This window comes from Caulobacter sp. ALps2 (assembly GCF_058681635.1).
On sequence record NZ_CM178743.1, the window covers coordinates 2935523 to 2954950 of the forward strand.

Sequence of the window (19428 nt, forward strand, 5' to 3'; positions counted from 1 at the left end):
TTTGACGTTAGCCTTTCATTAAATGGGATATTATCCCGCATAATGAGAGTTGCCGCGTTCGGCGACACCAGGGAGGACGGCGTGTCTAAAACGGGCGTCTTGTTCGCCGGCGCGGTGCTCGCGCTGCTGCTCGCCTCGGCTGCCGGCGCGGCCGATCGCCAGACCACGGCGCTGAACGACGACTGGAAAGTCTTCGTGGGTGATCCTGAAGGCGCCGAGACCGTCGGCCTCGACGACACGGCTTGGACCAAGGTCTCTGTCCCGCACGACTGGGCCATCGCCGGGCCGTTCGACGTCAAGGCGCGGGCGGGCGGGGCAGGGGGTTTCCTGCCGACGGGCGTTGCCTGGTACCGCAAGACCCTGGACGCCAAGCCGACCCCGGGCCGCCGGGTCTTCGTCGAGCTGGATGGCGTGATGGAGCGCAGCGGCGTCTGGATCAACGGCCACCACCTGGGCCACCGCCCCAGCGGCTATGTCGGCTTGCGCTACGATGTCACCGACTTCCTGCGCGCCGATGGCCGCAACGTGCTGGCCGTCCGCGCCGACACCGCCTTCGCCCCCTCGTCGCGCTGGTACGCGGGCTCGGGGATCTACGGAAAGGTCCGGCTGATCGAGACCGGCGACCTGCATGTCGAGCAGGGCGGAGCGTTCGTCAGCACGCCGGTGATCGGCGCGGACCAGGCGACGGCCAAGGTCCAGGTCGACGTGACCAACGGCGGCAAGGCCAACGCGCGCGCTGGGCTGGAGATCGTCGTCACCGGTCCCGACGGCAAGGTCGCCGCCCGCCAGACGGTGGCGCCGGTCGCCATCGATGTCGGCCGCACCGAGACCTTGTCCGCCGAGCTGGCGATCGCCTCGCCCAAGCTGTGGGACCTGGATACGCCCAATCTATACCAGGCCTCGATCCGGGTGGTCGGCGCGGATGGTCAGGCTGGCGATCTCGAAACCGTCCCGTTCGGCGTCCGCACCGCCGAGTTCAAGGCCGAGACCGGCTTCTGGCTCAATGGGCGCAATTTCAAGCTCAAGGGGGTGGCCCTGCACGCCGACGGCGGAGCGGTCGGGGCGGCCGTGCCCCTGGCGGTCTGGCGCCAGCGCTTCACGGCCCTGAAGGCCCTGGGCGTCAACGCCATCCGCACCGCCCACAACCCGCCGTCGCCGGAGTTCCTGGACCTGGCCGATCGCATGGGCTTCATCGTCATGGACGAGCTGTTCGACCAGTGGAACGTCGCCAAGACGCCCGGCGACTACCACCTGTTCTTCAGCGACTGGCACAAGCGCGACGCCCGCGACATGCTGCGGCGCGACCGCAACCACCCCAGCGTGGTGATCTGGAGCGCCGGCAACGAGATCCACGACACCGCCTATCCCGTCCAGGCCAAGGCGGCGCTGAGCAGCCTGCTGACCGTGATGCACGCTGCCGATCCCACTCGGCCGGTGACCATGGGTCTGTTCCGGCCCAACGTGACGGGCGATTACGGCAATGGTCTCGCCGACATGCTGGACGTGGTCGGCCAGAACTATCGCGAAGGCGAGCTGACCAAGGCCCACGCCGACAAGCCCAGTCGCAAGATCGTTGGGACCGAGAACAGCCACACGCGCGGCTCGTGGATCGCGGTTCGTGATTTCGCGCCTTATGCCGGCATGTTCCTGTGGACCGGCGTCGACTATCTGGGCGAGTCCGACCGCAGCGGCTGGCCCAATATCGGCAACCCCGCCGGCCTGTTGGACCGCACTGGCCAGGTGAAGGTCACGGGCATGCAGCGGGCCGGCTGGTGGTCGGAGGCGCCGGTCATCCACGTCGTGCGCAACGCCGCCCCGGCCGCGCCGCCGCCCTCCAACGATGGCGCCGGTCCCGCCCCGGCCCTGCCGACCATGGTCGCCGTGGCGACGCCCGCGCAGAAGCCCCGGATCTTCGACGACTGGACGCCCGAGGACCTGTCGGCCCATCCCGAAACGATCGAGGTCTACAGCAACTGCCCGTCGGTCGACGTGACCTTGAACGGCCGCGCCCTCGGCGCCCTGTCGCTGCCCGCCGATGGTTCGCCGCGCCAGTGGAGCGTGACCTTCGCGCCGGGCGAGGTGGTCGCCAGCTGCGGCGGTACGGGTCCGCGCGATATGTTACGCACCGCCGGCGCCGCCAAGCGGATCGTGCTGGCCAGCGATGACAAGAGCGTCGGGGCGGGCTTCGACGACCTGGCCTTTGTCCGAGCCCGGGTGGTCGACGCCAAGGGCGTGGTCGTGCCCTCGGCCGAGGCCGCGATTACCTTCGCCGTGTCGGACGCGGGCCGTCTGGTCGCCGCCGACAACGCCGCCCCGGCCGATCACACGCCGTTCGCCTCGCCCGTTCGTTCGGCCTATCGCGGCACGGCGACGGCCCTGGTGCGTGGGGCCGGCGCCGGCAAGCTGACGGTCAAGGCGTCAGCGCCCGGCCTGGAGGCCGCGACGCTGACCCTGCGGTCGGTCCCCTAGTCGATCTTCACGAACGGCGTCGAGCCGCCGGTGACCTTGGGCAGCTCGCCGTTCCATTTCTCGATGGCCAGCTGCTGCAGGACTTGCGGGTTGGCGCGCAGGGCCTCGCCCTTGATGCGGATCGACTCGGCCTCGCCGCGCGCCCTGGCGATGGCGGCGTTGGCCAGGGCGGTCTCCTTGGCCTCCAGCGCCTTGGCGGCCAGGGCTTCCTGCTCCAGCTGGGTCTTGGCCTGCATCTGCTGGATGATGGCGGCCGGGTAGCGGATCGAGCCGATCCAGTCGAGCTGCGAGACCGTGACGCCGTGGCGGGCCCACTTGCCGGACACACGGGCATAGGCCTTCTGGATCACCATCTGGCGGCCGCCGCTGTACAGGGTTTCGACCCCGACCTTCTCGGCCTCGGCGGCGACGGCCGAGCGGACGTCGTTGCGGATCGGCCCGTCCAGCAACTGGTCGAACGACAACCGGTAGGTCTGGTAGAGGTTCGGGGCCGAAGCTGGATTGACCTGCAACGTCACCGAGATATCGGCGGTCATCGGCAGGCCGGTATTGTCCGAGAAGGTGATCTCCTCGTTCTCGTTGCCGCGCTCGTCCTTCTCGCGGGTGTAGCTATAGGTGCGCTGGATCACCGGATACTGGATGATCCGCTCGCCAACGCCGCGGAAATACCAGCGGGCGGGCAGGGGTTCGGGCGCGACACCGGCCGACGAACCCAGCGTGCGGATCTTGACCCCCACATTGCCGGGCTCGACCGTGGTGCTGTGCGAGAGCACGCTGCACGAGCCCAGCAGCAGGACGAGCACCGCGACCACGCCGACCAGAATCATCTGGCCCTGCTTCTGGAACGGCGTCTTGAGCTTGCGCGAGGGCGAAGCGAAGGGGCTGTCGGTCATTCGGGGTCCTTGGACGAGGTCTTCAGGGTCTTGGAAAGGTCGCGGAGCAGAAAGCGAGCCAGCCAGCCGAGCGCCAAAACGCCGGCGGCGAAGGTGGCCGGCGCGGCGATCAAGCCAAGGTCCGTGCCGGAGCCCCATAGCGGGCCCACGATCACGCGCAGCAGCACGATGGCCAGGAACAACCAGCCGACCAGATAGGCCGTGGCCTTCGCGTAGATCACCGGCCCCTCCGCGCGCTGAACTCTTCCTATGGTAGGCCCGCAAGCGGGGCCGGACGCAAGGGGCGTCTCGCGATCATGATCGACTTCGGATATCTTGGCGCTATCTGCTAACTTTTCCAGAAAACCGGTCACGATGAAGCTCACCCGCGCCGATCGGAAGATTCTCCACATCCTTCAGCAGGATGGGAAGATCTCGAACGTCGACCTGGCCGAGCGGGTGGGGTTGTCACCCAGTCCATGCCTGCGCCGGGTCAAGCAGTTGGAGGCTTCCGGCCTGATCAGCGGCTATGTCGCCCTGCTGGACCGGCGCAAGGCCCAGTTGGGCGTGCTGGCCTATGTCGAGGTCCAGGTCGACCATACCGAGGGCGCGGCCGAGGCGTTCAAACAGGCGATCCTGCGTGAGCCCGAAGTGGTCGGCTGCTATGTGATGACCGGTAGTTACGACTATCTGCTGCGTGTGGTGGCCCCCGATCTCGACGCCTATGGCGATCTGATGATGCAGCGCCTGTTGAAGATGCCGGCGGTCAAGGATGTGCGCTCGGCCTTCGTGCTCGACACCGTCAAGGATTCCACGGCTCTGCCGCTGGACTATATGGACTGATCATAATCGGCGGGATCTGAGCCTGACTATTGGCGGAATATGACCTAATTGACGTCAATCTCGGTCATCATCGCCACGTCCTGACTTCAGCGCCGCGATAAGCTGCTCTCCGTCGACTATCGGAAAGCGCGCCATGACCTCCTCCGTGTTCACCGGCCTGACGCCGCAGGCTCCGGACTCCCTGCTGTCGCTGATCGGCCTCTATCGCCGGGATCCGCGCCCGGAGAAGATCGACCTGGGCGTCGGCGTGTTCCGCGACGACCACGGCGCGACGCCGGTGCTGGAGAGCGTGAAGGCCGCCGAGCAGATCCTGCTGAACACGCAAGCGACCAAGTCCTACCTCGGTCCGGAAGGCGACATCGGCTATCTGGACCTGCTGAAGCCGATCATCTTCGGGGAAGCGGTGTCCCACGAGATGTTCGGCGTGCAGACGCCGGGCGGCACCGGCGCGGTGCGCCTGGCCTGCGAGCTGTTGCAGGCGGCCAAGCCCGACATCCGCATGTTCATCGGCGCGCCGACCTGGCCCAATCACACCCAGATCCTGGACCAGTTGGGCATCGAGACGGTCACCTTCCGCCACTACGACCAGCGCGCACAGAAGCTGGGCTTCGACGACATGATGGCGACGCTGGAGACGGCGCGGGCCGGCGACGCGGTGCTGCTGCACGCCTGCTGCCACAACCCGTCGGGCGCCGACTACAGCCTGGAGCAATGGGCGGCGATCGCCGAGGTGGTCGGTCGCAAGGGGATCACCCCTCTGATCGACCTGGCCTATCAGGGTTTGGGCCTGGGGCTCGAGGAAGACGCGGCGGGCATGCGCCTGGTCCTGGCGGCCGCCGAGGACGGCCTGCTGGCCTATTCCTGCGACAAGAATTTCGGCCTGTACCGCGAACGCGTGGGCGCGCTTTACACGCTGACTCGCGACGCGGCGACCTTGGACCTGGCCGCCAGCAACATCCGGGCCCTGGCGCGCACCAACTGGTCGATGCCGCCGGATCACGGCGCCGCCACGGTTCGTGTTATCCTGGAAAGCGAAGCCCTCACGACGCTCTGGAAGACCGAACTGGAAGCCATGCGCGCCCGCGTGGCCGACTTGCGCCAGCGCCTGGCGACGGCGGTTCCGATGCTGGCCCCGCTGGCCGGGCAGCACGGCCTGTTCGCGCTGCTGCCGCTGTCGCCGGCCCAGGTCGCCCAGCTGCGCGAGGATCACGGGATCTACATGGCGGGTTCCGGCCGCGTCAATCTGGCCGGTCTGACCGTTTCGAACATCGACATATTCGCGCGGGCGCTCAACGCCTGCCTGCAGGGAGAACCGGCATGACCGTGACTCAAGACAACCCCCTGGGCCTCGACGGCTTCGTCTTCGTCGAATTCACCAGCCCCGAACCGGCCGCCATGAAGGGGCTGTTCGAGCAGATGGGCTTCGTCGCCGCCTCGACCCACCCGACCAAGGCCGTGACCCGCTACAAGCAGGGCCGTATCAACCTGCTGGTCAATGACGAGGCGACAGGCCAGGTGGCCGAGTTCCGCGCCGCCCACGGCCCGTCGGCCAACGGCATGGCGTTCGGCGTCGCCGACGTCGGCCAAGCCTATGCCGAGGCCCTGAAGCGCGGCGCCGTGGCGGCCGACGCCTCGGCCACGGTGCTGGGCGAGGGCGCGCGGGTGCTGGAAGGCATCGGCGGCTCGATGCTTTACCTGGTCGAAGGCGCGGACGCCGTGTTCGCCAGCTGGACCCCGGTGGCTGGCGCCGCCGAGGCCGAGGCGGCCAACAATGTCGGCCTGGATCTGCTCGATCACCTGACCCACAACGTCAAGCGCGGCCAGATGCGCACCTGGTCGACCTTCTATCGCGACGTCTTCGGCTTCGAGGAGCAGAAGTACTTCGACATCAAGGGCCAGGCCACCGGCCTGTTCAGCCAGGCGATGATCGCGCCCGACAAGGCCATCCGCATCCCCCTGAACGAGAGCCAGGACGACAAGAGCCAGATCGAGGAGTTCATCCGCCAGTACAACGGCGAGGGCATCCAGCATCTGGCCCTGACGACGGACGACATCTACGACACCGTCGAGCGTCTGCGCGCCCGTGGGGTCAAGCTGCAGGACACCATCGAGACCTATTACGAGCTGGTCGACAAGCGCGTCCCCGGCCACGGCGAGGACCTGGAGCGCCTGAAGAAGAACCGCATCCTGCTGGACGGCAATGTCGGCGAGGAAGGCCTGCTGCTGCAGATCTTCACCGAGAACCTGTTCGGCCCGATCTTCTTCGAGATCATCCAGCGCAAGGGCAACCAGGGCTTCGGCAACGGCAACTTCCAAGCGCTGTTCGAGAGCATCGAGCTGGACCAGATCCGCCGTGGCGTGATCACGGTCGAGGCTTGATCAAGGCCGATGGACGGGACCCCGTGTCCCGTCCCACTATCCCCGTCTCCCCGGCGAAGGCCGGGGCCCAGGTGAAGCCCACCAACCGCCCCGGATGAATCTGGGTCCCGGCCTTCGCCGGGAAAGTCGGGGTGGGGGAGGACGCACGTGACCAACAGCGACGCGCTCAAATACCAGACCGGCTTCGGCGCCCACTTCGCCACCGAGGCCGTGGCCGGCGCGCTGCCGGTGGGCCAGAACTCGCCGCAGCGGGTTCCGTTCGGCCTCTATGCCGAGCAGCTGTCGGGCACGGCCTTCACCGCCCCGCGCCATGAGAACCTGCGCGGCTGGCTCTATCGCCTGCGGCCCAGCGCCGGGCACGGAGCCTATCAGCCCTACGCCCAAGCCAAGCTGGCCAGCGGTCCGTTCGAAGGCCCGGTGACGCCCAACCGCCTGCGCTGGGACCCGATCGCCATTCCCGCCGAGCCGACCGACTTCGTCGACGGCCTGATCACCCTGGCCGGCAACGGCGATGTCGCCACCCAGGCGGGCCTCGGCGTCCACGTCTATGTCGCCAATGTCTCGATGCGGGACCGGGTGTTCTACGACGCCGACGGCGAGCTCCTGATCGTGCCGCAGCAGGGCGTGCTGACCCTGGTCACCGAACTGGGCGTGCTGAAGGCCGGTCCTGGCCACATCGCGGTGATCCCGCGCGGCGTGCGGTTCCGGGTCGAACTCGACGGTCCCTCGCGCGGCTATGTCTGCGAGAACCACGGCGCGGCGTTCAAGCTGCCGGATCTCGGGCCCATCGGCTCCAACGGCCTGGCCAATCCGCGTGACTTCGAGACGCCCGTGGCGGCCTTCGAGGACATCGACGCCCCGACCCTGGTCATCCAGAAATTCCAGGGCCAGCTGTGGGCGGCCGAATGGGATCATAGCCCGCTGGACGTGGTGGCCTGGCACGGCAATCTCGCGCCATACCGCTATGACCTGTCGCGGTTCAACACCATCAACACGGTCAGTTTCGACCACCCCGATCCGTCGATCTTCACGGTCCTGACCTCGCCCAGCGAGATCCCGGGCACGGCCAATTGCGACTTCGTGATCTTCCCGCCGCGCTGGATGGTGGCCGAGCACACGTTCCGCCCGCCGTGGTTCCACCGCAACGTGATGAGCGAGTTCATGGGCCTGATCCACGGCGCCTACGACGCCAAGGAGGGCGGCTTCGTCCCCGGCGGCGCCAGCTTGCACAACTGCATGAGCGACCATGGCCCCGACGTGGCCAGCCACCAGAAGGCGACGGAAGCGCAACTGGCCCCGCACAAGATCGACGGGACCATGGCCTTCATGTTCGAAAGCCGCTGGGTGATCCGGCCGACAAAGTTCGCTCTGGAGACTTCCGCGCTTCAGGGTGACTATGACGCCTGTTGGACGGGCTTCCCCAAGGCCAAGCTGCCTTAGAAGCAAGTCCACCGTAACCAGAACAGATTAGAGGAAGCGCTGATGAAGCTCGCGTCTCTCAAGGGCGGCCGTGACGGCCGGCTTGTGGTGGTCTCCAACGACCTGGCCTGGTTCACCGACGCCGGGACCATCGCGCCGACCTTGCAGGCCGCGCTGGACGACTGGGCGCGCTGTGGGCCGCTGCTGGCGGGCCTGGCCGAGAGCCTCGAGCACGGCGGCGTGCCCAGGGAGCGCTTCCACGAGCACGACGCGGCCAGCCCCTTGCCGCGCGCGTTCCAGTGGGTCGACGGCTCGGCCTACGTCAACCACGTGCAGCTGGTGCGCCAGGCGCGCGGCGCCGAGATGCCCGAGACCTTCTGGACCGATCCCCTGATGTACCAGGGCGCGTCGGACGGCTTCCTGGCCCCCCGCGATCCGATCCCGCTGGCCGACGCCAGCTGGGGCTGCGACCTCGAAGGCGAAATCGCCGTCATCGTCGACGACGTGCCGCTGGGCGCCAGCCGCGAGGAGGCCCTGGCCGCCATCCGCCTGGTCATGCTGTGCAACGACGTCAGCTTGCGCAACCTGATCCCGGCCGAACTGGCCAAGGGTTTTGGCTTCGTGCAGTCCAAGCCGGCCAGCGCCTTCTCGCCGGTCGCCGTGTCGCCCGACGCCCTGGGCGACGCCTGGAAGGACGGCAAGCTGCACGGCGCCCTGCTGGTCGAGCTGGACGGCAAGGACTTCGGCAAGGCCGACGCCGGCGTCGACATGACCTTCGACTTCGGGACCCTGGTGGCCCACGCCGCCAAGACCCGGGCGCTCAGCGCCGGCACGATCGTCGGTTCGGGCACGGTCAGCAACCGCGGCGGCGACGGCGGTCCCGGCAAGCCGATCAGCGAAGGCGGCCTGGGCTACTCCTGCCTGGCCGAGCTGCGCACGGTCGAGACCATCCTGCATGGCGCGGCCAAGACGCCGTTCCTGCTGGGCGACGACACCATCCGCATCGAGATGAAGGACGCCAAGGGCCACTCGATCTTCGGCGCCATCGAGCAGACGGTCGAGCGGGTTTGAGCGAAGAGGCCTCTGCCGCCCATTCTGCTTCTGGGGCGAGGATCTGGTCGACGCGCGCCGGGATCAATCTCGGCCCGCTCGATCTGATCGCCGACGGCAAGGCCCGCAACTACGTGCTGCGGATTGGCGACAAGCGTTTCCACGGCTTCGTGGTGCGCCGGGGCGAGGCGGTGTTCGGCTATGTCGACCGCTGCCCGCACGCCGGCCTGCCGCTGGCCCAGGAGCTGGATCGCTACCTGACCCCGGACGGCGACCTGATCATGTGCTCCTGGCATGGGGCGGTCTTCACGGTGGAGGAGGGGACGTGCGTGGGCGGCCCCTGCGTGGGCGCGAGACTGTCGCCATGGCCGGTCGAGGCGCGGGAGGGGCGGATCGTCACGGCCTGAGGATTAACCCTGTTTGATCAGGTCCGCTTAAGGCTTCACGGCCAGATTGCCGTCGATCCGCAGAGGAACGCGTCGTGCAGATTTCCGCCTCCAACGCCACCCCGTACACGCCGCGTCCGGCCGCTTCGAGCGACGCCGCCGCGAAGATCGTCGATCTGACGCAGCTGGCGGTGGCCCAGACCAACGCCCAGGCCACGGCCTCGGCCGGCGCGGCTCTCGCCCAGACCACGGGCGAGTTGACCGGTACGTTGGTCAACATCTCGGCCTGAGCAGCGTAGACCGCCCCGTCTCCCGCGAGAGAAGACGGGGCCAGTTCCAGCTCTAGAACAAAATCCCCGTTTCAATGAGCGCGCGGGTTTGCGACTTCGCGTCGCCGCTGGCGCCCAGGCCGGCGCCGGGGGCGTAGTCGCTCAGCTTGATGTAGGCGACCTCGCCCCGGACGAAGAAGGCCCCCTTCTGGAAGGTCGGCGTCAAGGTCAGGGTGGTGGCCTTGCTGTCGGGGCCATACAGCAGGTTGGTCGAGCCGTTGCCGTCCGTGGAGATGTGCTCGGCGCGGGCGGCCAGCGAGAAGGTGTCGTTGAAGCTGTACTTGCCCAGCACCGCGACGCCGGTGGTCGAGGCTTCCTCGGTGACGCCCAGCGACGGCATCTTCGGCACGCGCGTGTACTGGACGTAGGGCATGATCGTCAGCGGGCCGTTGGTGTGGGTCCAGATCAGGTTGTAGATCTCGGAGTTGTTCTGCAGCAGCGGCGTGGCCGAGGTGGAGACGTCGACCGCCTTGTCGAAATTGGCGCCGCCGGCGAAGGCGACCACGTTCTTGTCGTTGACGGCGTAGGACACCAGGGCCGAGCCCCAGCTGTACTTGTCGGAATAGAAGCCGTCATTCAGCGAGGCCGAGATGCTCAGCGGGCCGGCGGCGTAGTTCACCTGGACGCCCCGGTTGATCAGGTTCTCCTGGTTCCACAGCTGGCCCCGCGTGATGTTGGCGTTCTGGAAGGTGAAGCTGTACTCGGCGCCGATCAGGGTCGGGAGCTTGCCGACCATGATGGAGACGTTCTCGCTGGGCACGAACTTCACGAACGCCTGCGACACCACGCCGAAGGTGTTCTTGGTGTTGTCGGTCGCCTCGCCATAGGGAACCCCCACGGTCGGGAACGAATAGGCGCCGAACTGGGCGAAGAACTGGACCGGTCCCTCGGTCGTCTGGACCATCACCTGGGCGTTCGAGACGTCGATGCGCGATTTGACGTCGCTGCCGGCCTTGCGGTTCTGCAGATAGGCGATGCCGCTGACCGCGCCGGTGACGTAGACATCGCCCAGCGGTCCCGCGTCGATGGACGTGGGCTTGGGATTGGCGGCCAGGGGCCAGCTCATCGATGGCGTGGTCATGGCCTGGCCGGAAGCCGACCCGGCGGCGGCCAGGGCGAGCATCATGGCGGCGCCGGCGAGGGCGGCGGACTTGGCGAACTTCATTGGACATCCCCTTGGAAAGACGACCCCGTGGTCTTCCGGTCGAGCGGAAGCACGTGCCGACGTCCAAAGGCTGAGACGTGAACTGATCCCGGCGAAGCATAGTGGCGGTTAAGCGCGCTGATCTTCGGGTGTTAGGTCAAATATTGTGCTGCAATCGGCTCAGTAGTTGATCATTTATACAGCAGAAAATGGAATATTTTCAATAATTGCTAGTTTGTATCGAAGTATGTCTTGAAGTTCGGGGTCGCCTTGGGTTCTGACGCCGCTTTCACCTCGAAAACCCTCTCTCATAGAGAGAGGGAGGGGCCCGCCGCGAAGCGGTGGGAGGGTGAGAGGTTAAACTCCCCCCGAACAAAGCTCTGACGAAGACGGAACGTCCGCGGTCGCATCCACGGCTAAGCCGCGCCCTTGAAGACGCTTAGCTGAGGAGTCTTGGGATTTTCCAGTAGGCGGTGAAACCTCTCACCCTCCCACCGCCTATGGCGGCGGGCCCCTCCCTCTCTCTATGAGAGAGGGTGCTCTGTTCCGAACCCCAGACAAAAGAACGGCCGCCTTCCAGGAGAAGAAGGCGGCCGAGTCATTGGGAGGAAACGCCCGAAAGGGCTGATTTCCGTATAGCCGTTTGAAATCGATCTGACAACGTTGTCACGAAATTAATTTCGCGTAACGGTGAAATGAGACCGTCAGCTGAAGCGGACTACTTCTTGCGCGCCGCCTGGGCTTCGATCTCGACCAGCATGCCGTCCTGCACGAGGGCGGTGATCTGGCTGGTGATGCGGGCCGGCTTGTTGGGCTGGGCCTCGGTGCCGAAGAAGGTCTTGTAGCCTTCCATCATGCCCATGAAGTCCATCTTGCCACCCTTGGCCGGGTCGCCGACCAGCAGCACGCGCATCATGACGACGTCGCCGAGCGTGGCGCCCTGGCTCTTCAGGGCGGCCTCGATGCGGCCGATCACGCCCAGGGTCTGGGTCTTGGTGTCGCCGAACTTGGCGACGCCGGTGGCCTTGTCGTCGATCACCGGCGGGGTCATGCCGGAGACGTAGATGGTGTCGTAGCCGGCCGGCACGGTGACGACGCCGGCGATCGGCGACTTGGGATCGCCGCCGCGGACGATCTCCTGAGCCTGAGCTTGGGGGGCGAGTGCGGAACCGGCGAGGGCGGCGAGGCCGACGGCGAGGGCTGCGAGGCGCTTCATGGTCTTCTCCCTTGGATCGTTCAAAAAATCAGTGGGCTTGCAGGCCGCGCGCCTTGGCGCTGGCCTTGGCGGCGATACGGGCCTTGGCGACGTCGGCGGGCTTGATGGCCGCGCCCTTGTTGCCCCACGACGCGCGGACATAGGTCAGGATGGCCGAGAGGTCGGCGTCGTTGAGATCGTCCTTGAAGGCCGGCATGCCGGCCCGGCCGTTCAGCACCGTGGTCGCCAAGATCTGCGGATTGCCCTGCACGAACGGCGAGGCGGCCAGGGCCGGGAAGGCGCCCTTGACGCCCTTGCCGGTCACTTGATGGCAGGCCGAGCAGTTGTCGTTGAACAGCGACTTGCCGTCGGCGGCGGCGATCGCCGGAGCGGAGAGGCTCGTGGCGAAACAGAGAGCGGCGAGACGATAGGCAAAAGTCATCAGGTCCTCGAAAGCTTAGGCTTGCTGCACGCGGGCGTGGATCTTGGCGATCTGCTGCCACGCCGACTCGATGGCGCCGGCTTGCCACCCACCTAGGTAGCTCAAGTGTTCGCCGGCCAGGTAGAGGCGGCCGTCGGGCTCGCACAGCACAGGATACGACTCCTTGCGGCCGTTCTCGCCCCACTCGGCCCAGCCGCCCAGATTGTACTCGGCCAGGTGCCAGCTGAAGGAGAAGGCGTTGTCGAAGTTCTCGGCATATTCCGGGAAGATCTTCTGGCCCGCCGCCACGGCGAATGCCGCGCGCTCGGCCGGGGTCTTGGCGCTGATCCGCGCCGCCTCGCCGCCGAAGGCGTAGTAGCCCAGCAGCACGCCCTTCTGCCCCTGCCAGCCGTAGGAGGGCAGGGTGATCGTGTTGATGCCGGGCAGGTCGTTGTAGATGTGACCGCCGTAGATGTGGTGCTTGTCCTCCCAGAAGCGGGACTTCATCTGCAGGCCGATCTTGTTGACTGGCGCGTAGGCCACGCCCTCCATCGCCGCCTTGAACGGCGCCGAGGCGTCGAGGTCGATCTGCTTGAGCACGCTGAGCGGGATGGTGCAGACGCAGTAGTCGGCGGTGACTTCGGCCGGCTTGCCGTCGGCGCCCTTGTACGCGACGGTCACGCCGGTGGGCGACTGCTTGATCTTCTCGACCACGGCGCCGTAGCGGATCATCGGTCCGACCTGTTTTTCGAAGGCCTTGGCGATCTGGTCCATGCCGCCGATCGGCTGCAGCATGGTGCGCTGCTGCTCGTAGCCGGTGACCGAGCTCAGCACTCTCCAGGCGTTGCTGTCCAGCACGTCCTTGAAGGCGTAGGGCGGCAGCTCCTTGCCAGGTCCGGGGTTGACGCCGGCGCCGGGATGGACCGAGAAGCCGCGCCCCTCGGTGCCCTTGTAGGCCAGGTCCTTGGACAGGCGCCCTTCGTTGACCAGGTAGGCGACGAAGCGTTCCTTATCCAGGCCCGACAGCGGAGCGTCCAGCTGGCCCTGGCTGGCGGCCTTGGCGACCAGTTCGGCGGTGTAGCCGCGGATGTCGGCGGCGATCTCGCCCTTGCGCACCGGCTTGCCGGCCAGCGGGCCGCCGCCCTTCTCGAAATAGACGTAGGAGGCGTCGTTGTCGTTGACGAAGCTCTCCAGCGGCACGCCGAACAGCTTGGTGTAGTGCAGGGTCGAGCGGTGGTGATACGGGATCCGCCACGGGCCGTGGTTGATGTACTGGCCCTCGTCGAACTCGCAGGTCTGTTCGTGGCCGATCAGGTCGGTGTGCTTGAAACCCTTGCGCGCCGTCTGGCAGCGACCGCCGGCGTACGAGCGGGCTTCCAGCACCTGCACCTGATAGCCGGCCTTGGACAGTTCGTAGGCGGCGGTCATGCCCGCCAGGCCCGCGCCCAGAACGATGACCTTGGTGTTCTTGGCCCCGCCGCTCAGCTCGGGCGGGAGTTCGGTGGCCGAAGCCTGGGAGAAGCCCAGGGCCTCCATGCCGGACAGCACCAGCGACATGCCGCCGACCGCGGCCAAGCTCTCGAAGAACCGACGACGTGTGAGTACGCCACCCGCCGAAGACGCGTCCAATCCGCTCATATCATCCCCGTCTTGTATCCGGCGGATCAGGTCGCGCCAGCTTGGGCAGCATCTCGAAATTCCAACCTCCACCGCGCAATCCGTTTTCAGTCGAGACGCGGACTGACAGGGCGGACGCCTGACCATTGGGCGCCTGGGACGGTCGTTGAGCGATCGGTGGGCGGGGACGAAAGATCGTCGCGGACTCGCCGAATCCTTGTTTTGCTCGCGTTCCGACGACGCCGTCATGGAGCCCCTATGAATTCGTCCGTTCCTCCCCTGACCCTTCGCCTGGCGCGCCCCGACGACATGCCGGTGCTGTCGGCCCTGATGGACCGCGCGATCGGCGAGCTGCTGCGAGCATTCCTGCCGCCCGAGGGGGTGAAGGCCTCGTACGAGGTGATGGGCCTGGACACCCAGCTGATCGCCGACGGCACCTATTTCGTCGTGGAAGACAGGGGCGAGATCGCGGGCTGCGGCGGCTGGAGCCGGCGCGCCACCCTGTTCGGCGGCGACCATTCCGCGGGACGCGACGCGGCGATGCTGGACCCCAAGACCGACGCCGCGCGGGTGCGGGCGATGTACACCCATCCCGACCATACCCGGAAAGGCGTCGGCCGCCTGATCCTGGACGCGTGTGAAGCCGCCGCCCGCGCCGAGGGCTTCGGCCGTGTCGAGATGGCGGCCACGATGGGCGGCGTGCCGCTGTATCGCGCCTGCGGCTACCACGACATCGAGCCGTTCGAGGCGGTGACCTCGAGCGGCTACCGCGTGCCGCTGATGCGCATGGGCAAGGGGCTGTAGCCCGAAAAGCAAAAGGGCCGGGGGTGAGCCCGGCCCTTCGTATCGAGCGATGTCGGCCCTGGAGCATTTTCCGATCCGAACGGATCGACAAAATGCTCCAGGCTTTTGATTTAGAGCCCTTTTTTATCCGACTGATCGTTTCGATCAGGTCGGAAAGGGCTCTAGAAGGTCGCGGACACCTTGGCGTACCAGAAGCCGCCCTGCCAATCGACGATCGAGTCCGAACGATAGAGGCGGCCGTTGGTGGCCGACTCGCCGGTCTTGTCGACGTCGGGGTAATTCTGGAACAGGTTCCGGGCGCCGATGGCGACCGAATAGTTGTCGGTGGCCTGATACGACAGTTCGAGGTCGAAGAAGGTCTCCGGGTCCCACTTCTGGACGATCGGATTGGCGACGCTGAACATGTTCTTGTACGGCCCCCAGATGTTCAGGCGGCCGGTGGCCTTGAACTTGTCGATCTGGTGCGTGGCCGAAACCACCGAGCGCCAGCGGGGCTGGGCGTTCTCGAAGTCGAACACGCCTTCGGCGTCGAAGAAGTTCGCCGAGAAGACCTTCTGGACCTTGAACTTGTTGTAGTTGCCGCTGACCGAGAAGTTGGTCGACTGGCCGTTCTCCCAGCTCTTGCGGTAGGTGGCGACGACGTCGACCCCCGTCGTCTTGGAGTCGAAGGCGTTCTGGTAGAACTGCACCTGGCCGATCGTATCGGCGCCAGGCACGCTGGCCGCGATCAGGGCGGCCCGGATGGTCGGGGTCACCGTGATCGGCGTGGTGGCGTAGAACTGGTCGTCGATCTTGATGCTGTAGGCGTCGACGGTCAGAGACAGGCCGTCCATGATCGAGGCGGTGAAGCCGATGGCCAGGTTGACCGATTTTTCCGGCTTCAGCACCTTGGCGCCCATGAACTGGGCCACCGGATTGGTGGCCGGGAACAGGCCCGAGGCGATGATCGCGCCGTTCTCGACGCGGGTCGAGACGTTGGTCGTGAACAGCTGACCCGGCGTCGGAGCGCGGAAGCCCGTGCCGGCCGAGGCGCGAACCCCAAAGCTCGGGGTGATCTGGTACTGCGTGGCCACCTTGCCGTTCCAGGTCGAACCGAAATCGGAGAAGTGTTCGCCGCGGAGGGCCAGGTCGAAGAACCAGGCCTCGGTGATGTTGGCCGAACCTTCGACATAGCCGGCGTAGGAATCGCGGGTCAGCTTGCCCGAATAGGCCGGGGGCGAACCCGGAGCGCCGTTCGAGCCGACCGCCAGGGCGTTGTAGACCGGATCGATGCCGGCGAAGCCGTCCGATGCGTCCGCCAGATAGTTGGCGCAGTTCAGGCCGGCCGTGGTCGGCAGGGCCGCGCCCGCGGCCGTGGCCGTATGGGTCGTGGCGTTACAGAACTTGAACGGGTCGGGCACGGCCCAGGAGCCCGCGACGTAGGATGGGACGTCGCCCGGTTCGATCTCGTAGCCTTCCTTTCGGTATTCGGCGCCGAAGTTGATCGTGAGCGGCGTGTTGAAGCCCAGGCCGGCCCAGTCATAGGCGAAGTCGGCGTTGGCGGCCGTTTCCGACGAGATCAGCGTGCCGACGTAGAACGAGTGCGGCGAGGCCGCGCCCATCGACGGATTGACGGTGTCCCACAGGGTGTAACGAAGCTGGTCGTTCCCGTAGCGGCCGCTGAAGTCGTAAGACAGGCCGTTGGAGAGCTTGCCCTTCAAGCCACCGGTCAGGCTGTAGTCGGTGATGTCGCCGCCGAACATCGGCGTGAAGCCGCCCGGGAAGATCGAGCTGAATTGGAACAGCGAACCATCCTGCTGGCGGATGGGCGTGGCGTTGACCGCGTTGCTGACCGGCGGGCGATAGTTGAAGTATTCGACCGCGCTGCTCTTCGAATAATTGGCGAAGGCGTACAGCGAGACCGTGTCGGTCAAGTCATAGCCCGTGTTGACGACCGCGCGCGTGGCCTCGGCGTCAGGCTGACCCCACTTCTGCACGTAGTCGTGGATCAGGGCGGCGTAGGACGGATTGGCGGCGGCGTAGCTGGTCACGCAGAAGCCGGCCGACTGGTTCGGGATGCCGACGTTGCAGTATTGCCGGCCGCGGTTGACCTGGTTCTGGCTGGTGTATTCGACCGTGGCGTTGATGAAGCCCTTTTCGCCGATCGGCAGGCCGATATTGCCGGTGACCAGCACGTCCTCGCCGTCGCCCAGATAGTACTGGCCGTACTGCGCCGTCAGAGAGCCGCCGCTGGGGCTGTCCTTCAGCTGGAAGTCGATGACGCCGGCGATGGCGTCCGAACCGTATTGGGCCCCCGCGCCGTCGCGCGTCACCACTACGTTCTTCAGCGCCGAGGCGGGGATCGTCGCCGCGTCCGGGGCCTGTGAGCCGGTGCCGCCGATGCTGACCAGCGCCGAACGGTGGCGACGCTTGGAGTTCACCATGAACAGGGTCTTGTCGGTCGGCAGGCCGCGCAGGCTGGCGGGGCGGATGAAGGTGGCGCCGTCCGAAATCGGCTCGCGGGCCAGGGTGTAGGACGGGACCAGGGTCTTCAGAATGTCGTTGGTGTCGGTGAACGTGGAGGCCTTGATGTCGCTCTCGCTGAACGAGTCCACGGGAACAGCCGAGTCCAGGACCGTCCGAGGTTTGCCGCGGGCGGTGACAACCACGACATCGAGTTCGGAAGCCTGGTCGGGGGGCGTGGCCGCCACCGGTGCGGCCGCCGCGTCGGCGGCAAAGGCGGATGTAGAGTATCCCAAAGTAACGGATAGCGCGGAAATACCCGCCAACAAGGCAGGTTTAAAAAGTCGATTCATTAATAGCCCCCTCTTTCTGTTTATTGACGCGTGACGAATCCTTCCATCGTGGCGCTTTTCTCCCCATGATTATATTTTTTGACGCGGGCACTAAAAAATTATCGGATACTGTCCGATCTATTCATGGGGATTGAAGTTTCGGATTTCGGCAATGGGGCGTTGTCAGAAAAACGCCGCGGCCGCGCAGGCGCCCAGCGGGCGCCGTTTTGCGCGGCGGTCGATCTCGGAATTTAGGCAGAACGGCGCCGTTCGAATGGCGCCGTTGAAACGATTCAGGCGCAGAGACGCATCGGCTCGGCCATTTCGTCCGTCTCTTCGGTCTCGAAAAGGTCGAAAGCTTCTTCCCAGGCGGTCATGCGGGAATCGCGCAGTTCGGCGTCGTCGGTGATGCGGACGATCTGGTCCTCGCGGTCGTTCCAGACCAAGCCGATATCGGTGACCCGCTCCACATCGCGTCCCAGCAGCAGGAACATGTCGGCCTTGGCCGCGCGCTCATGGCTGATACGGCGCAGGGTGCGGCCGTTGCCCATGTCGCGATGGATGTCGGCGAAGTCCAGCACCGCCGAGATCAGGGCCTGGTTGACGGGGGCGGTCACCCAGGGGGAGCAGGTAAAGCGCGACATCGGGGCCATGTGACGGGTTCTCCAGTCTCGACATCCGCAGAATGTGCGGGCATTGCGACAGAAACGGTCGTAAGCTGTGCGTCCAATTGGGGAACGCATGAGACACGAGAAAGCTACACGCCTTCTGGACCTGGCCCGCATGCTGGCCGGTTCGGCCGAGGGCCTGACCCTGGATGAGATGGCCCAGAACCTGGACGTCGGCCGCCGCACCGCCGAGCGGATGCGCGACGCCGTCTGGGCGGCCTTCCCGCAGATGGAGGCGATCGACGATCCGCCGACCAAGCGTTTCCGCATCCCGTCGGGCCTGGATGGTGTCTTCCAGACCCCGACCGCCGAGGAGCTGGCGGCCCTGCGCACGGCGGCCGACAGCTACAAGGCGTCCGGCGCCGAGGCCCGGTCGTCGTCGCTCTATTCCCTGGAGGGCAAGCTGCTGTCGGCCCTGCGCGGCGCGGCTCGCCGCAAGGTGGCCCCCGACGTCGAGGCCCTGGTCCAGGCCGAGACCATCGCCGTCCACGCCGGCCCGCGCCCGTTCGAGGACCAGGCCCTGCTGACCGCCATCCGCACGGCGATCAAGGGGCTGTCGGCCCTGTCGTTCCGCTACGAGGGCGGCAGCACGCCAGGCCGCACGCGGGAGGTGACGCCGCTGGGCGTCCTGTTCGGACGCAGCAACTACCTGGTGGCCTCGGAAGGGAAGGGCGGCCAGCCGCGCTCCTGGCGCCTGGATCGGATGAGCGACCTCAAGGTGCTCGACAGGCCAGCGCCGCCGCCCGAGGACTTCTCGCTGCAGGCCTTCGCCGACGAGAGTTTCGGCATCTATCACGACGAGATCCAGGACGTGGTGCTGCGCATCCATCCGCGCCGGGCCGAAGACGCCCTGCGCTGGCGCTTCCACGCCACCCAGAAGGTGACCCAGGAAGCGGACGGCTCGGTGACCGTGACCTTCCGCGCCGGCGGCATGCGCGAGCTGTCCTGGCACCTGTTCACCTGGGGCGGCGATATCGAGATCGTCGCGCCGCAGGTCCTGAAGGACATGATGGTCCAGGAGCTGCGCGAGGCTGGTCGCGCCCACGGGGCGTGGTAGG

General features: G+C 66.6%; 18 protein-coding genes and 1 pseudogene. 10 read left to right on the plus strand and 9 right to left on the minus strand.

The window, feature by feature from the left end; all coding sequences use genetic code 11:
- The first annotated feature begins 81 nt into the window (after positions 1-81).
- A complete protein-coding gene (locus tag ACW173_RS13995; protein WP_492080608.1) occupies positions 82-2469 on the plus strand; it encodes a glycoside hydrolase family 2 TIM barrel-domain containing protein in 2388 nt (795 codons plus the stop codon).
- Here ACW173_RS13995 and ACW173_RS14000 read toward each other — a convergent pair.
- Complete coding sequence (locus ACW173_RS14000) at positions 2466-3362, minus strand: SPFH domain-containing protein (RefSeq protein ID WP_492080609.1); 897 nt, start codon at positions 3360-3362, stop codon at positions 2466-2468. The two genes, ACW173_RS13995 and ACW173_RS14000, sit on opposite strands and share 4 nt — an antisense overlap.
- Positions 3359-3583, minus strand: coding sequence for a hypothetical protein (locus tag ACW173_RS14005; protein WP_492080610.1), 225 nt, complete (start codon positions 3581-3583; stop codon positions 3359-3361). Before ACW173_RS14005 ends, ACW173_RS14000 begins: the two co-directional genes overlap by 4 nt.
- Before the next feature lie 133 nt (positions 3584-3716).
- On the opposite strand from ACW173_RS14005, the gene ACW173_RS14010 reads away from it, so the two are divergent.
- The 7 genes from ACW173_RS14010 (at position 3717) to ACW173_RS14040 (ending at position 9708) form a co-directional block, all read left to right on the plus strand.
- Positions 3717-4184: an Lrp/AsnC family transcriptional regulator gene (locus ACW173_RS14010; protein WP_492080611.1), complete on the plus strand. Its 468-nt coding sequence runs from the start codon at positions 3717-3719 to the stop codon at positions 4182-4184.
- Positions 4185-4317: 133 nt separating this feature from the next.
- On the plus strand, positions 4318-5505 hold the full coding sequence (locus ACW173_RS14015; protein WP_492080612.1) for an amino acid aminotransferase: 1188 nt from the start codon (positions 4318-4320) through the stop codon (positions 5503-5505).
- Positions 5502-6563 (plus strand): 4-hydroxyphenylpyruvate dioxygenase, encoded by a 1062-nt coding sequence (gene hppD, locus ACW173_RS14020; protein WP_492080613.1) that lies wholly within the window; start codon positions 5502-5504, stop codon positions 6561-6563. Before ACW173_RS14015 ends, hppD begins: the two co-directional genes overlap by 4 nt.
- Positions 6564-6710: 147 nt before the next feature.
- Positions 6711-8003, plus strand: a complete 1293-nt coding sequence (gene hmgA, locus ACW173_RS14025) for a homogentisate 1,2-dioxygenase (protein ID WP_492080614.1) — start codon at positions 6711-6713, stop codon at positions 8001-8003.
- A 42-nt stretch (positions 8004-8045) separates the two neighbouring features.
- Positions 8046-9053: a fumarylacetoacetate hydrolase family protein gene (locus tag ACW173_RS14030; protein WP_492080615.1), complete on the plus strand. Its 1008-nt coding sequence runs from the start codon at positions 8046-8048 to the stop codon at positions 9051-9053.
- Complete coding sequence (locus ACW173_RS14035; protein WP_492080616.1) at positions 9050-9439, plus strand: Rieske (2Fe-2S) protein; 390 nt, start codon at positions 9050-9052, stop codon at positions 9437-9439. Before ACW173_RS14030 ends, ACW173_RS14035 begins: the two co-directional genes overlap by 4 nt.
- 74 nt (positions 9440-9513) lie before the next feature.
- Positions 9514-9708, plus strand: coding sequence for a hypothetical protein (locus tag ACW173_RS14040; protein WP_492080617.1), 195 nt, complete (start codon positions 9514-9516; stop codon positions 9706-9708).
- Positions 9709-9760: 52 nt separating this feature from the next.
- On the opposite strand, the gene ACW173_RS14045 is transcribed toward ACW173_RS14040, so the two are convergent.
- The 5 genes and pseudogenes from ACW173_RS14045 to ACW173_RS14065 form a co-directional block, all read right to left on the minus strand.
- On the minus strand, positions 9761-10912 hold the full coding sequence (locus ACW173_RS14045; RefSeq protein ID WP_492080618.1) for an outer membrane beta-barrel protein: 1152 nt from the start codon (positions 10910-10912) through the stop codon (positions 9761-9763).
- A gap of 280 nt (positions 10913-11192) precedes the next feature.
- A pseudogene (locus ACW173_RS14050) lies at positions 11193-11267 on the minus strand (hypothetical protein); the annotation flags it as partial.
- A 342-nt stretch (positions 11268-11609) separates the two neighbouring features.
- On the minus strand, positions 11610-12107 hold the full coding sequence (locus tag ACW173_RS14055) for a RidA family protein (protein WP_492080619.1): 498 nt from the start codon (positions 12105-12107) through the stop codon (positions 11610-11612).
- Positions 12108-12135: 28 nt separating this feature from the next.
- Positions 12136-12528, minus strand: a complete 393-nt coding sequence (locus ACW173_RS14060; RefSeq protein WP_492080620.1) for a c-type cytochrome — start codon at positions 12526-12528, stop codon at positions 12136-12138.
- A 15-nt stretch (positions 12529-12543) separates the two neighbouring features.
- Complete coding sequence (locus tag ACW173_RS14065) at positions 12544-14145, minus strand: flavin monoamine oxidase family protein (RefSeq protein ID WP_492080621.1); 1602 nt, start codon at positions 14143-14145, stop codon at positions 12544-12546.
- Positions 14146-14382: 237 nt separating this feature from the next.
- Between ACW173_RS14065 and ACW173_RS14070 the strand changes: the two genes are divergently transcribed.
- Complete coding sequence (locus tag ACW173_RS14070; RefSeq protein WP_492080622.1) at positions 14383-14928, plus strand: GNAT family N-acetyltransferase; 546 nt, start codon at positions 14383-14385, stop codon at positions 14926-14928.
- Positions 14929-15089: 161 nt separating this feature from the next.
- Here ACW173_RS14070 and ACW173_RS14075 read toward each other — a convergent pair whose 3' ends face one another.
- Entirely contained in the window at positions 15090-17723 is a 2634-nt protein-coding gene (locus tag ACW173_RS14075; RefSeq protein ID WP_492080623.1) for a TonB-dependent receptor plug domain-containing protein, read from the minus strand.
- 272 nt (positions 17724-17995) lie between these two features.
- Complete coding sequence (locus tag ACW173_RS14080) at positions 17996-18346, minus strand: hypothetical protein (RefSeq protein WP_492085993.1); 351 nt, start codon at positions 18344-18346, stop codon at positions 17996-17998.
- Between the two features lie 97 nt (positions 18347-18443).
- On the opposite strand from ACW173_RS14080, the gene ACW173_RS14085 reads away from it, so the two are divergent.
- Positions 18444-19427 carry a helix-turn-helix transcriptional regulator gene (locus tag ACW173_RS14085; protein WP_492080624.1) on the plus strand — a complete coding sequence of 328 codons (984 nt, stop codon included), beginning with the start codon at positions 18444-18446 and terminating at the stop codon, positions 19425-19427.
- Position 19428 lies beyond the last annotated feature (1 nt).